Origin of the sequence: Streptomyces sp. NPDC098781, from assembly GCF_044759995.1 — a bacterium.
GTDB lineage: Bacteria > Actinomycetota > Actinomycetes > Streptomycetales > Streptomycetaceae > Streptomyces.
Genome location: NZ_JBIWAK010000002.1, coordinates 476,979 through 494,552 on the forward strand (window position 1 = coordinate 476,979; position 17,574 = coordinate 494,552).

Genomic DNA, 17,574 nt, shown 5'->3' on the forward strand with positions numbered 1-17,574 from the left:
TGGATCATGCCGGCGTCCAAACGACAGGCCCTACGCGTTGCTCGCGGCCACCCAACGGTCCAGCGTCCGCTTGGCCGCTCCCGAGTCGATCGCCTCCGCGGCCTTCGCCATGCCGAGCCCGATCTGCTCGGCGAGCGGCGCGTCCGTCGGCTCCAGCGCCACCAGGGCCGCCGCCGCGTTCAGCAGGACGGCGTCCCGCACCGGCCCGGTCTCGCCGTTCAACAGGCGCAGTGCCACATCCGCGTTGTACGAGGCGTCCGCGCCCCGCAGCGCCTCCACCGGCACCAGCTCGATGCCGACGTCACGCGGGTCGAAGGACTCCTCGGTCACCTTGCCGTCGCGCACGACCCAGACGCGGGAGGTGGCCGTCGTGGTCAGCTCGTCGAGGCCGTCGTCGCCGCGGAACACCAGCGAGGAGTTGCCGCGCTCGGCGAAGACGCCCGCGACGATCGGTGCCATGCGCGGGTCGGCCACGCCGACCGCCTGGGCCCGCACCTTCGCCGGGTTGGTCAGCGGACCGAGCACATTGAAGGTGGTCCGGATGCCCAACTGCCCGCGCGCGGCGGCCACATGGCGCAGCGACGGATGGAACTTCACCGCGAAGCAGAAGGTGATCCCGGCCTCCTCGGCGACCTGAGCGACCCGTCCGACGGGCAGCTCCAGATTGACGCCGAGCTTCTCCAGCACGTCCGAGGCACCCGACGCCGACGACGCCGCCCGGTTGCCGTGCTTGACGACCTTCGCGCCGGTGCCGGCGATCACGATGGCCGACATGGTGGAGATGTTGACGGTCTTCGCGCCGTCGCCTCCCGTGCCGACGATGTCGACGGTCTGCCCCGGCACCTCGATCACGTTGGCGTGCTCGTACATCGTCCGCACGAGTCCGGTGATCTCCTGCACCGTCTCGCCCTTGGCCCGCAGCGCCACGACGAACCCGGCGATCTGCGCGTCCGTCGCCTCGCCGCGCATGATCAGGTCCATCGCCCACGCGGTGTCGTCGGCGGCCAGGTCCTGACCGTTCAGCAGGCCGTTCAGCAGCAGGGGCCAGGAGCGGCCCGCCGCGGTGTCGCCTCCAGCGGGGGTCACAGCGCTCATAAGCCGCTCCAGGATCAGGCGTCCCGCACTACGGGACGAGAATCTCAACGAGGTCCACCCTATCCACCCGGGGAACCCGGAGAACGGCCCCGCCCGAAGACCGGACCAGGGGCCCGTCTGCACAGCCCCAGGGGATGCCCAGGGCACGGCGAAGGGCCCCGTCCGTACAACGGACGGGGCCCTCAACCGTGGCGTGCGCTGCGATCAGTGGTGGCCGTGGCCGCTCGTGATCTCCTTGTACTCGTCGACCGTCGGCTTGGGGATCTGGCCGTCCTCGCCGAAGTACGACTTGCTGAGCTTGGCGCGGAGCTTCTCGGAGCCCTTCACCTTGCGCTCGACGCCGTTCTCGTCGACCGTCGGGCCGATCTCGGCCGGCTGGTACTGCTCGTGCGCGGTGAGCGTGTACAGCGCGTCCTGGCTGAGCGGCTCGTGGACCTCGATGAACTCACCGTGCGGCAGGCGCTTGATGATGCCCGACTCGCGGCCGTGCAGCACCTTGTCCTTGTCCCGGCGCTGAAGGCCGAGGCAGATCCGCTTGGTGATGATGAACGCGAGGACCGGTCCGACGAAGAAGCCGATCCGGACGAACCAGGTGACGGCGTTGATCGACAGGTGGAAGTGGGTGGCCCACAGGTCGTTGCCACCACCGACCAGGCCGATCATGTAGACCGTGACCCAGGCGACGCCGAACGCGGTACGCGTCGGGGCGTTGCGCGGACGGTCCAGGATGTGGTGCTCGCTCTTGTCGCCGGTGACCCAGGACTCGATGAACGGGTAGATCGCGATCGCCATCAGCACCAGGCCGAACAGCACCAGCGGGATGAACACACCCAGGACCAGCGTGTGGCCCCAGAAGTTGATCTCCCAGCCCGGCATGTAGCGGACCAGACCCTCGGCGAAGCCCATGTACCAGTCGGGCTGGGCGCCGGTGGACACCATGTCCGGACGGTAGGGGCCGATGGCCCAGACCGGGTTGACCTGTGCGATGGCCGCGATGACCGCGATGACACCGAAGACCAGGAAGAAGAAGCCTCCGGCCTTGGCCATGTACACCGGCAGCAGGGGCATGCCGACGACGTTCTTGTTGGTCTTTCCGGGGCCCGCGAACTGCGTGTGCTTGTGGTAGAAGACCAGGATCAGGTGGCCGACCACCAGACCGAGCATGATGCCCGGCAGCAGCAGGATGTGGATCGAGTAGAACCGGGCCACGAAGTCGACGCCCGGGAACTCTCCGCCGAAGAGGAAGAACGAGATGTACGTGCCGACGATCGGCATGGACAGGATCGCGCCCTCGGTGAAGCGGACACCGGTGCCGGAGAGCAGGTCGTCCGGGAGCGAGTAGCCGGTGAAACCGGTGAACATGCCCAGGACGAACAGCAGGAAGCCGAACAGCCAGTTGATCTCACGCGGCTTGCGGAACGCGCCCGTGAAGAACACACGCATCATGTGCACGAACATGCCGGCGAGGAAGATCAGCGCCGCCCAGTGGTGGATCTGCCGGATCAGCAGACCACCGCGCACGTCGAAGGAGATGTGCAGCGTCGAGCTGAACGCCTCACTCATCAGCTGGCCCTGCATCGGGACGTAGCTGCCGTGGTACTCCACCTCGTTCATCGACGGGTGGAAGAACAGCGTCAGGTACACACCCGTGAGGATGATGATGATGAAGCTGTAGAGGCAGACCTCACCCAACATGAACGACCAGTGGTCGGGGAAGATCTTGCGCATGTTGGCCTTGGCCAGGGAGTAGATCCCCAGCCGGCCGTCGGCCCAGTCGGCTACGCGCTCGCCGGCCGGCGCCTTCCCGCGAGAGCGGGACTCGGTGGTCTCTGTAGTGCTCATCCGCGCTCCCAGAATGCAGGACCGACGGGCTCTTCGAAGTCGCCGAGCGCCTCGAGGTAGCCCTCGTCGTTCACGCCGATGCGCAGCTGCGGCAGGGCGTGGCCGGCGGGGCCGAAGATCACTCGGGCACCGTCGGCGAGGTCGAAGGTGGACTGGTGGCAGGGGCAGAGCACGTGGTGCGTCTGCTGCTCGTACAGGGAGATCGGGCAACCGACGTGGGTGCAGATCTTCGAGTACGCGAGGATGCCCTCGTGTGACCACTCGTACGACTGCTTGTCCTTGATGTCGTCCGGCTGGATCCGGACGATCATCAGGGCTGCCTTGGCGATCTCGTTCTGGAAGTCGTGGTCGTGCTCCTCCAGGCCCTCCGGCTTGACGAAGGTGAGGGAGCCGACCGCGACGTCCGAGGGACGCAGCGGCTCGTTGGTGTTCATGTTGACGAGCAGCTTGCCCTTGGACCAGAGCGTGTGGCGCAGCTTGGTGCCGGGCAGCGGGCCGAGGTCACGCAGCAGGACGATGCCGGAGAGCGGGAACAGGGCCAGCGCGCCGAACATCGTGTTGCGGATCAGCTTGCGGCGACCCAGCGCGGACTCCTTGGCGCCCTGCTTGAAGTCGGCCATGACCTTGGCCTTGACCTCGGGCTCGGCCGCGATGGCGTGCCGGTCGTCCGCGACCTCCACGTCGGACATCAGGGTGCGGGCCCAGTGGACCGCGCCCGCGCCGATGCAGAACAGCGCCGCACCGAGGGTCAGTCCCAGCGCGAAGTTCAGCGCGTTGAGGTGACCGATCGGGAAGACGAAGATCGACTTGTCGTGCGGGATCGCGACGTACGAGGCGATGAAGCCGACGGTGGCCAGCATCGACACCGTGAACAGCAGGGCGACCGTGCGCTCGGACCGCCTGGCGGCCCGCTCGTCGATGTCCTGGACCCGGTGCTCGTGGGGCGCCAGGCCGGGGTCGGCGAAGGGGTTCTTCTCGTCGGCCACGGCTACCCGAGCGTCGTGCTCGGCGGGCAGGTTCTCTTCTGGAATGTCTTGGCTACTCATGACTTCTTGGCCTTTGCGGTCCGAGCGGCGACCCAGATGGCGACCGCGATCAGGGCGCCGAGACCGAAGATCCAGGCGAAGAGGCCCTCACTGACCGGCCCGAGGCCGCCCAGTTCGAGTCCACCCGGGTTCACCGTCTCGTCGCTGTTGACCGCGTGCAGGTACGCGATGATGTCCTTCTTGTTCTGCTCCGACAGCGTGGTGTCGGGGAAGGACGGCATGTTCTGCGGGCCGGTCTGCATGGCCTCGTAGATGTGCTTGGGGTCGACACCCTCGAGGCTCGGGGCGTACTTGCCCTTCGTCAGCGCGCCGCCCTTGCCGGTGAAGTTGTGGCACTGGGCGCAGTTGTTGCGGAAGAGCTCGCCACCCTTGGCGATGTCCGCTCCCTCCGGACCGTACTGCTCCTCGGTGGGGACGGAGGGACCCGCGCCCAGCGAGGCGATGTACGCGGCGAGCTGGTCGATCTCGGCCTGCGAGTAGATGTTCTTCTTCGCCGGGACCTGGGCGCCCTGGGAGGTGGCGGCCGGCATACGGCCCGTCGACACCTGGAAGTCGACGGCGGCAGCGCCGACGCCCACCAGGCTCGGCCCGTCAGAGGTGCCCTCACCACCGGTTCCGTGGCAGCTGGCGCAGCCGACGGTGTAGAGCTTCTTGCCCTCCTCGATGGTGAGGGACTGGGCGGTTTCCTCGGCCTGCGCCTTGTCCGCGGGCGCGAACACGGCGTACAGCCCCCCCGTGCACGCCAGCGCGAGGAGTAGGACGACGATCGCCGCCAGCGGATGGCGTCGTCGTGCGGAGAGCTTTTTCACGGATTACCCCGGTGTCAGGATCTTCTGCGTCGATGCTTGCGGTATGTGCGTTTGTTGAACGCGCGCGGGATCGGGCCCGACTACTTGATCATGTAGATCGTGGCGAACAGGCCGATCCAGACGACATCGACGAAGTGCCAGTAGTAGGACACGACGATCGCGGCGGTCGCCTGCTCGTGCGTGAACCTCCGAGCCGCGTACGTGCGGCCGAGGACCAGCAGGAAGGCGATGAGACCGCCCGTCACGTGCAGGCCGTGGAAGCCGGTGGTCAGGTAGAAGACCGAGCCGTAGGGGTCGGAGGAGAGCGAGAGCCCGTCCTTCTTGACCAGCTCGGTGTACTCGAACACCTGACCGCCGATGAAGATCGCACCCATGATGAAGGTGACGATGAACCAGCCCCGGAGCTTCTTCACATCACCGCGCTCGGCGGCGAAGACGCCGAGCTGGCAGGTGAGAGAGGAGAGCACCAGGATCGTGGTGTTCGTCGCCGAGAACGGGAAGTTCAAGGCCTCGGCCTTCTCACTCCAGAACTCGGGGCCTGTCACCGATCGCAGGGTGAAGTACATCGCGAAGAGGGCCGCGAAGAACATCAGCTCGGAACTCAACCAGATGATGGTTCCGACGCTGGTGAGGTTCGGCCGGTTGACCGACGGGTGCGCGTGCCCGGTTTCTACTGTCGTTGCTGTCGCCACGACCGACATTATGTCGGTCGCTTATCCCGCCCTCACTCCGGGGGGTGCCGTTCGGAGTGTCTCGGCCGTTCATACCGGTGTTGACGTGGTGTTCAGAGGAGTAGCATCCGGCCCAACGGGCCTGTCCCCTAGGACGCAGACGTCACGGAGGAACAATGCAGCCGACCGCCACGGTGCTGGTCTACAGCGACGACTCCAACACCCGCGAGCAGGTGCGGTTGGCCACCGGGCGCAGGCCCGCTCCGGACGTGCCTGTGGTGCAGTTCGTGGAGTGCGCGACGCCGGCCGCCGTCATCAAGGAGCTGGACAAGGGCGGGATCGACGTCTGTGTGCTGGACGGTGAGGCCGTACCCATGGGGGGCATGGGGGTCTGCCGGCAGATCAAGGACGAGGTGTTCAACTGCCCGCCGGTGCTGCTGCTCATCGGGCGGCCGCAGGACGCGTGGCTGGCCACCTGGAGCCGCGCCGAGGCGGCTGTGACGTTGCCTGTGGAGCCGGTGGAGTTCGCCGAGGCGCTCGCCGCTCTGCTGCGGACCAAGAGACTTCAGAGCGCCTAGGGTTTCGATGCGGCGGCGTCACCCCTGAGACGTTCAGACGCTCTGTGGCCTCAGCCTTGCTCGCTCCGACGGGCTGGGGCCGTCGGGGGCGCCGTTGACCAGGGCGCTGCCGCCTCGCCACTTCTTCCAGTCGAGGTTCCAGTCGCCGAAGCCGTTGCCGAACGGCTCCATCGTGTTGCCGTACGAGTTGACGACCTTCACGATGTCGCCCTCGCGGACGTTGTCGAAGAACCACTCGGCGTTGGCGGTGCTCATGCCGGTGCAGCCGTGGCTGACGTTGGCCGAGCCCTGGGAGCCGACCGACCAGGGGGCCGCGTGGACGTACTCGCCGCTCCAGGTCACCCGGGTGGCGTAGTAGACGGGTAGGTCGTAGGACTCCGCGGAGCCTTCCGCTATGCCGATGCTCGTGCCGCGCATCCGTACGAAGTACTCCTTGCCCAGCACGACCTTGACGCCGTTGCGGGTCTCGAAGCCCGCCTTGCCGGTCGTGACCGGTATGGACCTGACCTCCTCGCCGTTGCGGTAGAGCGTCAACTGGTGCGAGCCGGCGTCCGTGACGGCGATGACCTGGTCGCCGGTGGTGATTCTGAGCGGCTTGACCTTGCCGCCCCACAGACGGTCGCTGATCTTGATGCCCTCCAGGTTGCTGCGGGCCTGGATGCTCGCTCCGGCCGGCCAGTACTCCTTGGGCCGGTAGTGGAGTTCCTTGTCGTCCACCCAGTGCCAGGAGCCCTCGACCGCGGGTACGGACTCGACCTTGAGGGCCCGCTCGACGATCGCGCGCTGCTTCTTGTCCTTGACCGGCCGGCTCAGTTCGGCCGTGACGGGCTGGCCGACGCCGTACTTGCCCGCCTTGGGACCGAAGGTCGCCGTCAGGTGCTTCTTGGAGGTCGGCTTGCTGGTCTCGAAGGTGAGGACCTTGCGGCCGGGCGCGCCGTCCTCGTCCTCGGTGCTCACACGGACCGTGTAGCGGGCGTTGGCGGCGAGCGGGGAGGTGCTGTGCCACCGGGTGCCGTCGGCGGAGAGTTCGCCCGCGACATGGCGTCCTGAGGCGTCCCTGGCGGTGACGTCCGTGATCCGGCCGTCCGAGTCCTCCGCGGTGACCTCCAGAGGCTTGTCGGGGTCGGCCTTCTCGCCGTCGCCCGAGGGGCCGTTGAAGGCGATCTGGTCCGCCGCGTCGTACGGCTCGGCGGACAGCGGATTGCCGTCGCTGCTGCATCCGGCGGCGCCCGCGCCGACCGCGGTCAGCAGGAGCGCGCAGCCTATGACGGTGCCCTTGCTCGGTATTTTGCTCATGGCCTCACGCTAGGAAGCGGCGTCGGCCACGGCGCGCCGGATAAGGCGTACGGGTGATCGTGACTACGGCAAACGCAGGAACCCGGACCCTCCTGACGGAGTGTCCGGGCTCCCGATGAGCTCAGCTCGTGTTACTGGGTGCGGTTCTCACCGCGGTAGTACTCGAAGACCCAGCCCCAGATGCCGACCAGCATCAGCGGGAAGGAGAAGTACAGCAGCCACCAGCCGACCGCGATGGCCAGGAAGGCGAGCGCTCCGCCGATCGCGAGGGAGAGCGGCTGCCAGCTGTGCGGGCTGAAGAACCCGACCTCGCCGGCGTCGTCCGCGACGTCCGCTTCCTTGTTGTCCTGCGCGCCCGCGTCGACCCGCCGGGCGGTGAAGCCCAGGTAGAAGCCGATCATGATGCACAGGCCGAAGGCCAGGAAGAGGGCCGTGGTACCGGCCGGCTCCTTCGACCACACGCCGTAGACGACCGCCATGGCGAGCACGAAGAAGCTCAGCCACATGAACATCCTGCCCTGGATCTTCACTTGCCGGCCTCCTTGCCACCAGAAAGGGCCTTCTCACCGTGAGGGGCGTTCTCGAGCTGGTCGAGAGCGGCGATCTCAGGGTGGTGCAGGTCGAACGCCGGGGATTCGGAACGGATCCGCGGCAGGGTGAGGAAGTTGTGCCGCGGCGGCGGGCAGGACGTGGCCCACTCCAGCGAGCGGCCGTAGCCCCACGGGTCGTCGACCTCGACCTTCTTGCCGTACTTGGCGGTCTTCCACACGTTGTAGAAGAACGGCAGCAGCGACGCGCCGAGCACGAACGAGCTGATCGTCGAGATCGTGTTCAGGGCGGTGAAGCCGTCGGCCGCGAGGTAGTCCGCGTAACGACGCGGCATGCCCTCGGCGCCCAGCCAGTGCTGGACCAGGAAGGTGCCGTGGAAGCCGACGAACAGCGTCCAGAAGGTCATCTTGCCGAGCCGCTCGTCGAGCATCTTGCCGGTCATCTTCGGCCACCAGAAGTGGAAGCCGGAGAACATCGCGAACACCACCGTGCCGAAGACGACGTAGTGGAAGTGCGCCACCACGAAGTACGAGTCGGACACGTGGAAGTCCATCGGCGGCGAGGCCAGGATGACACCGGTCAGACCACCGAAGGTGAAGGTGATGAGGAAGCCGACCGCCCAGAGCATCGGTGTCTCGAAGGACAACGAGCCCTTCCACATCGTTCCGATCCAGTTGAAGAACTTCACGCCGGTCGGTACGGCGATCAGGAACGTCATGAAGGAGAAGAACGGTAGGAGCACGCCTCCGGTGACGTACATGTGGTGCGCCCACACCGTCACGGACAGACCCGCGATCGCGATGGTCGCCGCGATCAGACCCATGTAGCCGAACATCGGCTTACGCGAGAAGACCGGGATCACTTCGGAAATGATTCCGAAGAATGGCAGGGCGATGATGTACACCTCTGGATGGCCGAAGAACCAGAAGAGGTGTTGCCAGAGCAAGGCCCCGCCGTTGGCCGAGTCGAAGACATGGGCGCCGAACTTGCGGTCCGCCTCCAGCGCGAAGAGCGCCGCCGCGAGGACGGGGAAGGCGAGCAGGACCAGGACGGCCGTCAGCAGCACGTTCCACACGAAGATCGGCATGCGGAACATGGTCATGCCGGGGGCGCGCATGCAGATGATGGTGGTGATGAAGTTGACCGAGCCGAGGATCGTGCCGAAGCCGGAGAAGGCCAGACCCATGATCCACATGTCGGCGCCGATGCCCGGGGAGCGGACCGCGTCCGACAGCGGGGAGTAGGCGAACCAGCCGAAGTCGGCCGCGCCGTCCGGCGTGAGGAAACCGCCGACCGCGATGAGCGAGCCGAACAGGTAGAGCCAGTAGGCGAACATGTTCAGCCGCGGGAACGCCACGTCCGGCGCACCGATCTGGAGCGGCATGATCCAGTTCGCGAAGCCGGCGAACAGCGGCGTCGCGAACATCAGCAGCATGATCGTGCCGTGCATCGTGAACGCCTGGTTGAACTGCTCGTTCGACACGATCTGAAGACCGGGCCGGGCGAGTTCGGCGCGCATGACGAGCGCCATCACGCCACCGATCACGAAGAACGCGAACGACGTGACGAGGTACAGCGTTCCGATCGTCTTGTGGTCGGTGGTGGTGAGCCACTTGACCACGACGTTGCCGGGTTGCCTGCGCCGGACCGGCAGCTCGTTCTCGTACGAGTCCTCAGCTGCCGCGGCACCCTGGGGTTCGTTGAGGATGCTCACAGGTTGTTCGTCTCCCGGTTCTTCTCGTGGCTCGTCTGCGCGATGCCGGCGGGAACGTAACCGGTCTGCCCCTTCTTGGCGAGGTCCTTGAGGTGCTGCTCGTAGCGCTCGGGGGAGACGACCTTCACGTTGAACAGCATCCGGGAGTGGTCGACGCCGCACAGCTCGGCGCACTTGCCCAGGAAGGTGCCCTCACGGTTGGGGGTCACCTCGAAGGCGTTGGTGTGGCCCGGGATGACGTCCTGCTTCATCAGGAACGGCACCACCCAGAAGGAGTGGATGACGTCGCGCGAGGTGAGGACGAAGCGGACCGTCTTGCCCTTGGGCAGCCACAGGGTCGGGCCCGGGTTGCCCGTCTGCGGGTTCCGGGTGCCGGGGGTGCCGGCGTCGTAGACACCGCCCGCGTTCGCCGGGAAGTCCTCCTTGAACCGGTCCGGAATGGCCGCCAGGTTCTTGTCGGTCTTCGCGTTGCCCGTGGAACCGTCGACGGGCTGGACGTAGTTGAAGGCCCAGCTCCACTGGTAGCCCACGACGTTGACCGTGAGGTCGGGCTTGTCCTTGAGGCTGAGCAGCTTCGTCTCGTCGCGGGCCGTGAAGTAGAAGAGCACCGAGACGATGATGAGCGGGACCACCGTGTACAGCGCCTCGATCGGCATGTTGTACCGGGTCTGCGGAGGAACCTCGACCTTGGTGCGGCTGCGCCGGTGGAAGACGGTGCTCCACAGGATCAGGCCCCAGACCAGCACGCCTGTGGCGAGCGCGGCCGCCCACGACCCCTGCCACAGGGAGAGGATCCGGGGAGCCTCTTCCGTGGTCGGGGTGGGCATACCAAGACGGGGGAAGTCCTCCCAGTTGTACGAGCAACCGGTGGCTGTAGCCAGGACCAGGCCCGCAGTCATGCCTTGCAGCAGCTTCCGCCGCATCGGGCGCCGCGGCGAGCGGTCGGAGCCGTTGGGACTCACGTAGCGCCTTCCCGAGAGTCTCGCCCGCGCGGATCGGCTGCGGCCTGGCCTTCTCGCTGGTCGGTCGCCGCCCTGCGTCGGGCAGGGGTTTGGATGTTTATGCGGACCAAACCCTAGCCGACGCCCTCCGGGGGTTCGCGGGGAGGGGGGCCTACTCGAGTGGGGGGTTCGCTTGATTGGCGGCTGAAGGCCCGTCGCGGCTTGTCGCGCCCCGCGGCGGAGCCGCAGATGTCACCGCCCCGCGCCCCTTTTGGGCGCCCCGGCGAACGGACGTCTAGCGTTGCCGTGTGGCCTACTTCGACGCTGCTTCCAGTGCTCCTCTTCATCCTGTCGCCCGGCAAGCTCTTCAGGCGTCCCTCGACGAGGGGTGGGCTGATCCCGCCCGTCTGTACCGGGAGGGGCGACGGGCGCGCATGCTTCTCGACGCCGCCCGGGAGGCGACCGCCGAGGCCGTGGGGTGCAGAGCCGATGAGTTGGTGTTCACCTCATCGGGGACAAGGGCCGTCCACTCGGGTGTGGCCGGGGTGTTGGCGGGTCGCCGTCGCGTCGGACGTCACCTGATCGTGTCCGCCGTCGAACACTCCTCTGTGCTCCATGCGGCTGACGCGCACGAGGCCGGCGGGGGTTCGGTCACTCAGGTGGTGGTGGACCGGGGCGGGTCGGTGGCCGTGGGGGCGTACCGGGAGGCCCTGCGTGCGGACACCGCCCTGGCGTGTCTTCAGTCGGCCAACCACGAGGTGGGCACCGAGCAGCCGGTGGCGGAGGTGGCCGCCGCGTGCCGGGAGGCCGGGGTGCCGCTGCTGGTGGACGCGGCCCAGTCACTCGGGTGGGGGCGCGTCGAGGGTGACTGGTCGGTGTTGACCGGGAGTGCTCACAAGTGGGGTGGTCCGTCGGGGGTCGGGCTGCTCGTCGTACGCAAGGGCGTGCGGTTCGCCGCTCAAGGGCCCGCGGACGAGCGGGAGTCGGGGCGGGCGGCCGGGTTCGAGAACATCCCGGCGATCGTCGCCGCGGCGGCCTCGCTGCGGGCGGTGCGGGCCGAGGCGGCCCAAGAGACGGTACGGCTGCGGGAGCTGACGGAACGGATCCGGGCGCGGGTGCCCGCGCTGGTGCCGGACGTGGAGGTGGTCGGCGATCCCGAGCGGCGGCTGCCCGGTGTCGTCACCTTCTCCTGTCTCTATGTCGACGGGGAGACTTTGCTGCACGAGCTGGACCGGGCCGGGTTCTCGGTCTCGTCGGGTTCCTCGTGCACGAGCAGCACGCTGACGCCCAGCCATGTGCTGAAGGCCATGGGGGTGCTGAGCGAGGGGAACGTGCGGGTGTCCCTGCCGTTCGGGACGGCGGCGGAGGACGTGGAGCGGTTCCTGGAGGTGCTGCCGGGGGCGGTGGCGGGCGTGCGGGAGAAGTTGGGGGCGCCGGCGGCCGAGACCCTCATGAGGGACGACGTCCTGGTCGTGGACTCCCTGGGCAAGCTCTGCCCGATCCCGGTCATCGAGCTGGCGAAGGTCATCGGGGACGTACCGGTGGGCGGGCTGGTGTGGGTCCTGTCGGACGACGAGGCCGCCCGGCTGGACATTCCGGCGTGGTGCGAGATGCGGGGACAGGAGTACGTGGGCGAGGAGCCGACGGAACGAGGGACGGCGTACGTCGTGCGCCGGGTGAGCTGAACGCCCTGCTCCCAGGGGCGCGGGGACCTGTGCGACCGGTCCCCACGCACCCGCAGTCGACGACGGACCCGCGGGCTCAGCCCAGGTGCGCCCGCACTTCCTCACCGGCGTCATGCCCGTACGCCTTGGTGAACCGGTCCATGAAGTGCGCCCGGCGCAGCTGGTACTCCTGCGTGCCCACCGTCTCGATGACGAGCGTGGCGAGCATGCAGCCGACCTGCGCGGCGCGCTCCAGGGACACGCCCCACGCCAGTCCGGACAGGAACCCGGCGCGGAAGGCGTCGCCGACGCCCGTGGGGTCGGCCTTGCGCTCCTCCTCGGGACAGCCGACCTCGATCGGGTCCTCGCCCCGGCGCTCGATGCGTACGCCCCGGGCGCCGAGGGTCGTGACCCGGTGGCCGACCCTGCCCAGGATCTCCTCGTCCGACCAGCCGGTCTTGGACTCGATGAGCCCCTTCTCGTACTCGTTGGAGAAGAGGTAGGTCGCCCCGTCCAGCAGTATCCGGATCTCGTCGCCGTTCATCCGGGCGATCTGCTGGGAGAAGTCGGCGGCGAAGGGGATCGCGCGGGAGCGGCACTCCTCGGTGTGCCGGAGCATGCCCTCGGGGTCGTCGGCGCCGATGGAGACCAGGTCGAGGCCGCCCACGCGGTCCGCGACGGTCTTCAGCTCGATCAGCCGGGCCTCGCTCATCGCGCCCGTGTAGAAGGAGCCGATCTGGTTGTGATCCGCGTCGGTGGTGCAGACGAAGCGGGCGGTGTGCAGGGTCTCGGAGATGCGGACCGAGCCGGTGTCGACGCCGTGCCGGTCCAGCCAGGCCCGGTACTCGTCGAAGTCGGCGCCCGCGGCGCCGACCAGGATCGGGTTCGTGCCCAGCTGGCCCATGCCGAAGGCGATGTTCGCGCCTACGCCGCCCCGGCGTACGTCCAGGTTGTCGACCAGGAAGGAGAGCGAGACCGTGTGCAGCTGGTCCGCGACGAACTGGTCGGCGAACCGGCCGGGGAAGGTCATGAGGTGGTCAGTGGCGATGGAGCCGGTGACTGCGATGCGCACGGCGTGGAGTCTCCTGCGGGGAGGTTGGGTTGACATTCCACGCTACCGTTCGTGAACGGGACGTAGAAGCAGGCAAAACTACCCGATAGTAGATCTTTCTTCGCGGGCTCCAGCGTGCCTACGGTGCCGCTATGACGAAATTCGAGGTCCGCTCCCCCGCTCCGGTAGACCCGGAGGCCGGCCTGGCGTCTTTGCTCGGTGACTGTGCGCGGATGGCTCCGCACTGGGCCGTTCCCGACCGTGCGCTCTCCCGTCCGGTCTCCCCGTCGCGTATCCACGGCGTGAGCGTGCCGTCGAGGTCGGCGCGGCTGCTGGACGCGATGTCCGACTACGGGGACTGACCGGGCCGGCCCGATCGGACGACCGGTCGGGCCATCTGTGGGGCTTCCAAGGCCGAATCCGCGCGGTTCGGCGGCTTCGGCGCGAGTTCGGGGAACCGTGCGCTCCCCCGCTGCGTCCCATCGCTGTCCCCCGTAAAGGGGATGCGGGATACGACCCGATGGACCGACCTTCTTGGCAGGGGCGGGTCAGGGTCATGGGACATGTGCGCAGCCGAAGGAGCGATGCGGTGAACACCGAGCGACCCGACAACGACGACGCGGGCGCCTCCGGCAAGGACGCGGAGGAGGCACGGGCGCGGCAGGACTCCGTCGGTGCCGAGGGGCTCGCCGCCAAGGACGAGGAGAAGGAGAGGGCCGCCGAGGCCGCCGACGCCGCTGAAGCGTCGGACAGCGCCTCGGACGGCGTGCCGGAGACCGACGAGGCCTCGGCGGAGTCCGCGGAGGCCTCGGAGATTCCCGTGCCTCCCGTGCCTCCCGTCGGCGACGCCACCCCCGACCACGAACACCACGACGACACCGGCTCCCGTCGCCGCTCCCCCGCGATCATCGCGTCCGTCGCCGCGGCCGTCCTGCTCGTCGGGGGCGGCGGCGCCTACATCGCCGCCAACACGGCCGGCGGGTCGGACGGCGGTACGTCGTCCGGGGCGTCCGGCGACGACACTCCCCCGCTGCTCCACCTCGACGGCTACACCGGGGGCGACAGCGAAGGCGGCAGGAGCGGTATCGCACCCGGGGAGCCCAACCCCTACGGCGTCACCTACAAGGCCGACGGCGAGCTGCCGGACGGGCCCGGGTCGGCGCCGGTGTACCGGGCCGGGGGCGAGGTCGGCGCGGACGAGGTGGCGCGGCTGGCCGAGGCGCTCGGGGTGGAGGGGAAGCCGGTCGCGCAGGGGCAGACCTGGAAGGTCGGGGCGACGGACGGGGCGGGGCCCAGCCTCCAGGTGAACAAGCAGGCGCCGGGGACCTGGACCTTCTACCGGTACGCGGCGGGCCCGGACGCCTGCGAGAGCACCACCGTCTGCGCGAAGTCCCCGGCCGGTCAGGGCGGCGATCCGGTGAGCGAGGCCGTCGCGAAGAAGGCCGCCGCTCCGGTGCTCAAGGCGGTGGGTCAGGACGACGCGAAGCTGGACGCGAGCCAGGTCATGGGCGCCCAGCGGGCGGTGAACGCCAACCCCGTGGTCGGCGGGCTGCCCACGTACGGCTGGACGACCGGGGTGACGGTGAGCGCCCAGGGCGAGGTGGTGGGCGGAAGCGGCCAGTTGAAGGCGCCGGTGAAGGGGGACACGTACCCCGTGCTGGATGCCGACAGGACGCTCGGCCTGATGAACGCGGCGCCGGGGACCGACCACCGCATGGGCATCGGCGGCTGTGCCAGCCCCGTACCGCTGAAGGACCGGATGGAGGCGCCCTGCGGTGACACGGGGGCCTCGGCGAGTGCGCCGTCCAGGGAGACCGTCACGGTCGAGAAGGCGGTGTTCGGGCTGGCCACGCACTATGTGAACGCGCGGCAGACGCTGGTGCCGTCCTGGCTGTTCGAGGTGCGGACGCCGGGCGCTCAGGACAGCTTCACGGTGACGCATCCGGCGGTCGACCCCAAGTACCTGGCCTCGTCCACTCCCTCGCAGGAGCCGTCGGGGCAGCCGACTCCGCGGCCGAGCGACCCGAAGGACGAGCCGACCTCGGCGCCGGTCACGAAGAACGTGCCGGTGGACGCCTACACCGTCGACGGCAAGGAGCTGACCGTGGCCTTCACGGGCGGTGTGTGCTCCGAGTACGACGTGAAGGCGAGCGAGAGCGGGGACCGGGTGACGGTCCGGGTGACCGCGACCACGCAGCCGGACACGGTCTGCATCATGATCGCCAAGGTTTTCCACGAGACCGTTCGGCTGGACGAGTCGCTCGGTGACCGCGAGGTCGTGGGATCGGACGGTCAGCAGGTCCCGCTGGAGAAGCCGGGAGCCCGGCTGCCGGAGACGTCCGGGGCCCGGTAGGGGCTCTCGGACACGGGAAGGCGGCGACCCCGTCGGAGGGGGTCGCCGCCTTTCTGCGGGTGGGCGGGGCTCAGCTGAAGGAGTCGCCGCAGGCGCAGGAACCCGTCGCGTTCGGGTTGTCGATCGTGAAGCCCTGCTTCTCGATCGTGTCCACGAAGTCGATGGACGCGCCGCCCAGGTACGGAGCGCTCATGCGGTCGGTGACCACCTTGACCCCGCCGAAGTCCTTGACGACGTCGCCGTCGAGCGAGCGCTCGTCGAAGAAGAGCTGGTAGCGCAGGCCGGAGCAGCCACCGGGCTGAACGGCGACCCGCAGCGCGAGGTCGTCGCGGCCTTCCTGGTCGAGCAGCGCCTTGACCTTGGCCGCGGCGGCGTCACTGAGGATGATGCCGTCGGTGGCGGTGCTGGTCTCGTCCGATACGGACATCTACATCTCTCCCGGGTTGTACGGAGACTGCTTGCCGACGGTTGCAACCGGCGGGGCCGCGGATTCATTCCGGGCCGGGCACTTGTCTTTTCGGGTCCTCTTCATGCTCGCACACGCCGCGCGCAGCGGAAAACGTCTGATGCGGGAATACGGGGGCTCGCCCCGGGATTCACGTCACATCGACATGATGGCCGTCGTCAAACTGACGTGAAGCGGTTATGATAGATAACGTCAATCCGACGAGAAGTCGTAGTAGATGCCCCGCTTGACCCGCCGGGTCCGGACTTTCCCGGTGCCGGCGAGCCGCAGAACAGAAAGGGTGCGTGTCGTGACCACCGCCCAGACCCAGGAGCTCGACGTACAGCCGACGCCCCTCGCCCTGCTGCTGCTCGGCCGTGAGGCCGACCCGAGGAGCGAGCGTGGCGTCGAGTGCCCGGGCGACCTCCCCTCGCCGTCCGACCCGGACCTGGTCGAGCGCGCCCGCGCGGCCAAGGAGAAGCTCGGCAGCAAGGTCTTCGTGCTCGGCCACCACTACCAGCGCGACGAGGTCATCCAGTTCGCCGATGTGACCGGTGACTCGTTCAAGCTGGCCCGGGACGCGGCTGCGCGCCCGGAGGCGGAGTACATCGTGTTCTGCGGCGTGCACTTCATGGCCGAGTCGGCGGACATCCTGACCTCCGACGACCAGAAGGTCGTCCTGCCCGACCTCGCCGCCGGCTGCTCGATGGCCGACATGGCGACGGCCGAGCAGGTCGCCGAGTGCTGGGACGTGCTGACCGAGGCCGGCATAGCCGAGCAGGTCGTGCCGGTGTCGTACATGAACTCGTCCGCGGACATCAAGGCGTTCACGGGCAAGCACGGCGGCACCATCTGCACCTCGTCGAACGCGAAGCGGGCTCTGGACTGGGCCTTCGAGCAGGGCGAGAAGGTGCTCTTCCTGCCGGACCAGCACCTCGGCCGCAACACCGCCGTCCGCGACATGGGCATGTCCCTGGAGGACTGCGTCGTCTACAACCCGCACAAGCCGAACGGCGGGCTGACCGCCGACGAGCTGCGGGCCGCGAAGATGATCCTGTGGCGCGGCCACTGCTCGGTGCACGGCCGCTTCAGCCTGGACTCGGTGAACGACGTGCGCGAGCGCATCCCGGGGGTGAACGTCCTGGTCCACCCGGAGTGCAAGCACGAGGTCGTGGCGGCGGCGGACTACGTCGGCTCGACCGAGTACATCATCAAGGCCCTGGAGGCGGCCCCGGCCGGCTCCAAGTGGGCCATCGGCACCGAGCTGAACCTGGTCCGCCGGCTGGCGAACCGTTTCGCGCCCGAGGGCAAGGAGATCGTCTTCCTGGACAAGACGGTCTGCTTCTGCTCGACCATGAACCGCATCGACCTGCCCCATCTGGTCTGGGCCCTGGAGTCGCTGGCCGAGGGCAACCTGGTCAACCGGATCGAGGTCGACAAGGAGACCGAGGCGTTCGCGAAACTGGCGCTGGAGCGGATGCTGGCGCTGCCGTAGCCGGCGCGGGCAACGCGTGAAGGGG

The 17,574-nt window shown here is 68.4% G+C and carries 16 protein-coding genes; 5 read left to right on the forward strand and 11 right to left on the reverse strand.

Annotated features, from left to right (window positions below; genetic code table 11):
• Positions 1-30: 30 nt before the first annotated feature.
• The 5 genes from trpD to ACIQWG_RS08275 all read right to left on the reverse strand — a co-directional run bounded on the left by trpD (position 31) and on the right by ACIQWG_RS08275 (position 5,493).
• On the reverse strand, positions 31-1,095 hold the full coding sequence (trpD, locus tag ACIQWG_RS08255; protein WP_404091945.1) for an anthranilate phosphoribosyltransferase: 1,065 nt from the start codon (positions 1,093-1,095) through the stop codon (positions 31-33).
• A gap of 204 nt (positions 1,096-1,299) precedes the next feature.
• A complete protein-coding gene (locus ACIQWG_RS08260; protein ID WP_404091948.1) occupies positions 1,300-2,937 on the reverse strand; it encodes a cytochrome bc complex cytochrome b subunit in 1,638 nt (545 codons plus the stop codon).
• Positions 2,934-3,983, reverse strand: coding sequence for a Rieske 2Fe-2S domain-containing protein (locus ACIQWG_RS08265; RefSeq protein ID WP_404091951.1), 1,050 nt, complete (start codon positions 3,981-3,983; stop codon positions 2,934-2,936). The genes ACIQWG_RS08260 and ACIQWG_RS08265 overlap by 4 nt, the downstream gene beginning before the upstream one ends.
• Positions 3,980-4,792: a c-type cytochrome gene (locus tag ACIQWG_RS08270; protein ID WP_404091954.1), complete on the reverse strand. Its 813-nt coding sequence runs from the start codon at positions 4,790-4,792 to the stop codon at positions 3,980-3,982. The genes ACIQWG_RS08265 and ACIQWG_RS08270 overlap by 4 nt, the downstream gene beginning before the upstream one ends.
• Before the next feature lie 80 nt (positions 4,793-4,872).
• Positions 4,873-5,493 carry a heme-copper oxidase subunit III gene (locus ACIQWG_RS08275; protein WP_404091957.1) on the reverse strand — a complete coding sequence of 207 codons (621 nt, stop codon included), beginning with the start codon at positions 5,491-5,493 and terminating at the stop codon, positions 4,873-4,875.
• A 146-nt stretch (positions 5,494-5,639) separates the two neighbouring features.
• Here ACIQWG_RS08275 and ACIQWG_RS08280 point away from each other — a divergent pair, with 146 nt between their 5' ends.
• Positions 5,640-6,041 (forward strand): hypothetical protein, encoded by a 402-nt coding sequence (locus ACIQWG_RS08280; protein ID WP_404091960.1) that lies wholly within the window; start codon positions 5,640-5,642, stop codon positions 6,039-6,041.
• 33 nt (positions 6,042-6,074) lie between these two features.
• Here the strand turns inward: ACIQWG_RS08280 and ACIQWG_RS08285 are convergent, their stop codons facing one another.
• The 4 genes from ACIQWG_RS08285 to coxB form a co-directional block, all read right to left on the reverse strand.
• Complete coding sequence (locus ACIQWG_RS08285) at positions 6,075-7,337, reverse strand: Ig-like domain-containing protein (protein ID WP_404091963.1); 1,263 nt, start codon at positions 7,335-7,337, stop codon at positions 6,075-6,077.
• A gap of 131 nt (positions 7,338-7,468) precedes the next feature.
• Positions 7,469-7,867 carry a cytochrome c oxidase subunit 4 gene (locus tag ACIQWG_RS08290; RefSeq protein ID WP_404091965.1) on the reverse strand — a complete coding sequence of 133 codons (399 nt, stop codon included), beginning with the start codon at positions 7,865-7,867 and terminating at the stop codon, positions 7,469-7,471.
• Positions 7,864-9,600, reverse strand: a complete 1,737-nt coding sequence (gene ctaD / locus ACIQWG_RS08295) for a cytochrome c oxidase subunit I (protein ID WP_404091967.1) — start codon at positions 9,598-9,600, stop codon at positions 7,864-7,866. The genes ACIQWG_RS08290 and ctaD overlap by 4 nt, the downstream gene beginning before the upstream one ends.
• A complete protein-coding gene (gene coxB / locus ACIQWG_RS08300) occupies positions 9,597-10,562 on the reverse strand; it encodes a cytochrome c oxidase subunit II (protein ID WP_404091970.1) in 966 nt (321 codons plus the stop codon). The genes ctaD and coxB overlap by 4 nt, the downstream gene beginning before the upstream one ends.
• 287 nt (positions 10,563-10,849) lie before the next feature.
• Here coxB and ACIQWG_RS08305 point away from each other — a divergent pair, with 287 nt between their 5' ends.
• On the forward strand, positions 10,850-12,226 hold the full coding sequence (locus ACIQWG_RS08305; protein ID WP_404091971.1) for a cysteine desulfurase/sulfurtransferase TusA family protein: 1,377 nt from the start codon (positions 10,850-10,852) through the stop codon (positions 12,224-12,226).
• A gap of 76 nt (positions 12,227-12,302) precedes the next feature.
• Here ACIQWG_RS08305 and ACIQWG_RS08310 read toward each other — a convergent pair whose 3' ends face one another.
• Positions 12,303-13,277, reverse strand: a complete 975-nt coding sequence (locus tag ACIQWG_RS08310; protein ID WP_404091974.1) for a carbohydrate kinase family protein — start codon at positions 13,275-13,277, stop codon at positions 12,303-12,305.
• 131 nt (positions 13,278-13,408) lie between these two features.
• On the opposite strand from ACIQWG_RS08310, the gene ACIQWG_RS08315 reads away from it, so the two are divergent.
• Positions 13,409-13,618: a hypothetical protein gene (locus ACIQWG_RS08315; RefSeq protein ID WP_404091977.1), complete on the forward strand. Its 210-nt coding sequence runs from the start codon at positions 13,409-13,411 to the stop codon at positions 13,616-13,618.
• Positions 13,619-13,845: 227 nt separating this feature from the next.
• The gene (locus tag ACIQWG_RS08320; RefSeq protein ID WP_404091979.1) at positions 13,846-15,609 is read left to right on the forward strand and encodes a hypothetical protein; all 1,764 of its coding nucleotides are present in this window, start codon (positions 13,846-13,848) and stop codon (positions 15,607-15,609) included.
• A gap of 70 nt (positions 15,610-15,679) precedes the next feature.
• Here the strand turns inward: ACIQWG_RS08320 and ACIQWG_RS08325 are convergent, their stop codons facing one another.
• Positions 15,680-16,036: an iron-sulfur cluster assembly accessory protein gene (locus tag ACIQWG_RS08325; RefSeq protein WP_030951236.1), complete on the reverse strand. Its 357-nt coding sequence runs from the start codon at positions 16,034-16,036 to the stop codon at positions 15,680-15,682.
• Between the two features lie 328 nt (positions 16,037-16,364).
• Between ACIQWG_RS08325 and nadA the strand changes: the two genes are divergently transcribed.
• Positions 16,365-17,549, forward strand: a complete 1,185-nt coding sequence (gene nadA / locus ACIQWG_RS08330; RefSeq protein WP_403456085.1) for a quinolinate synthase NadA — start codon at positions 16,365-16,367, stop codon at positions 17,547-17,549.
• Positions 17,550-17,574 lie beyond the last annotated feature (25 nt).

Bases quoted from the DNA above. Each gene is read 5' to 3' on its own strand.
- trpD (WP_404091945.1), bottom strand. From the start codon at position 1,095: ATGAGCGCTGTGACCCCCGCTGGAGGCGACACCGCGGCGGGCCGCTCC.
- ACIQWG_RS08260 (WP_404091948.1), bottom strand. From the start codon at position 2,937: ATGAGCACTACAGAGACCACCGAGTCCCGCTCTCGCGGGAAGGCGCCG.
- ACIQWG_RS08265 (WP_404091951.1), bottom strand. From the start codon at position 3,983: ATGAGTAGCCAAGACATTCCAGAAGAGAACCTGCCCGCCGAGCACGAC.
- ACIQWG_RS08275 (WP_404091957.1), bottom strand. From the start codon at position 5,493: ATGTCGGTCGTGGCGACAGCAACGACAGTAGAAACCGGGCACGCGCAC.
- ACIQWG_RS08280 (WP_404091960.1), top strand. From the start codon at position 5,640: ATGCAGCCGACCGCCACGGTGCTGGTCTACAGCGACGACTCCAACACC.
- ACIQWG_RS08285 (WP_404091963.1), bottom strand. From the start codon at position 7,337: ATGAGCAAAATACCGAGCAAGGGCACCGTCATAGGCTGCGCGCTCCTG.
- ACIQWG_RS08315 (WP_404091977.1), top strand. From the start codon at position 13,409: ATGACGAAATTCGAGGTCCGCTCCCCCGCTCCGGTAGACCCGGAGGCC.
- ACIQWG_RS08325 (WP_030951236.1), bottom strand. From the start codon at position 16,036: ATGTCCGTATCGGACGAGACCAGCACCGCCACCGACGGCATCATCCTC.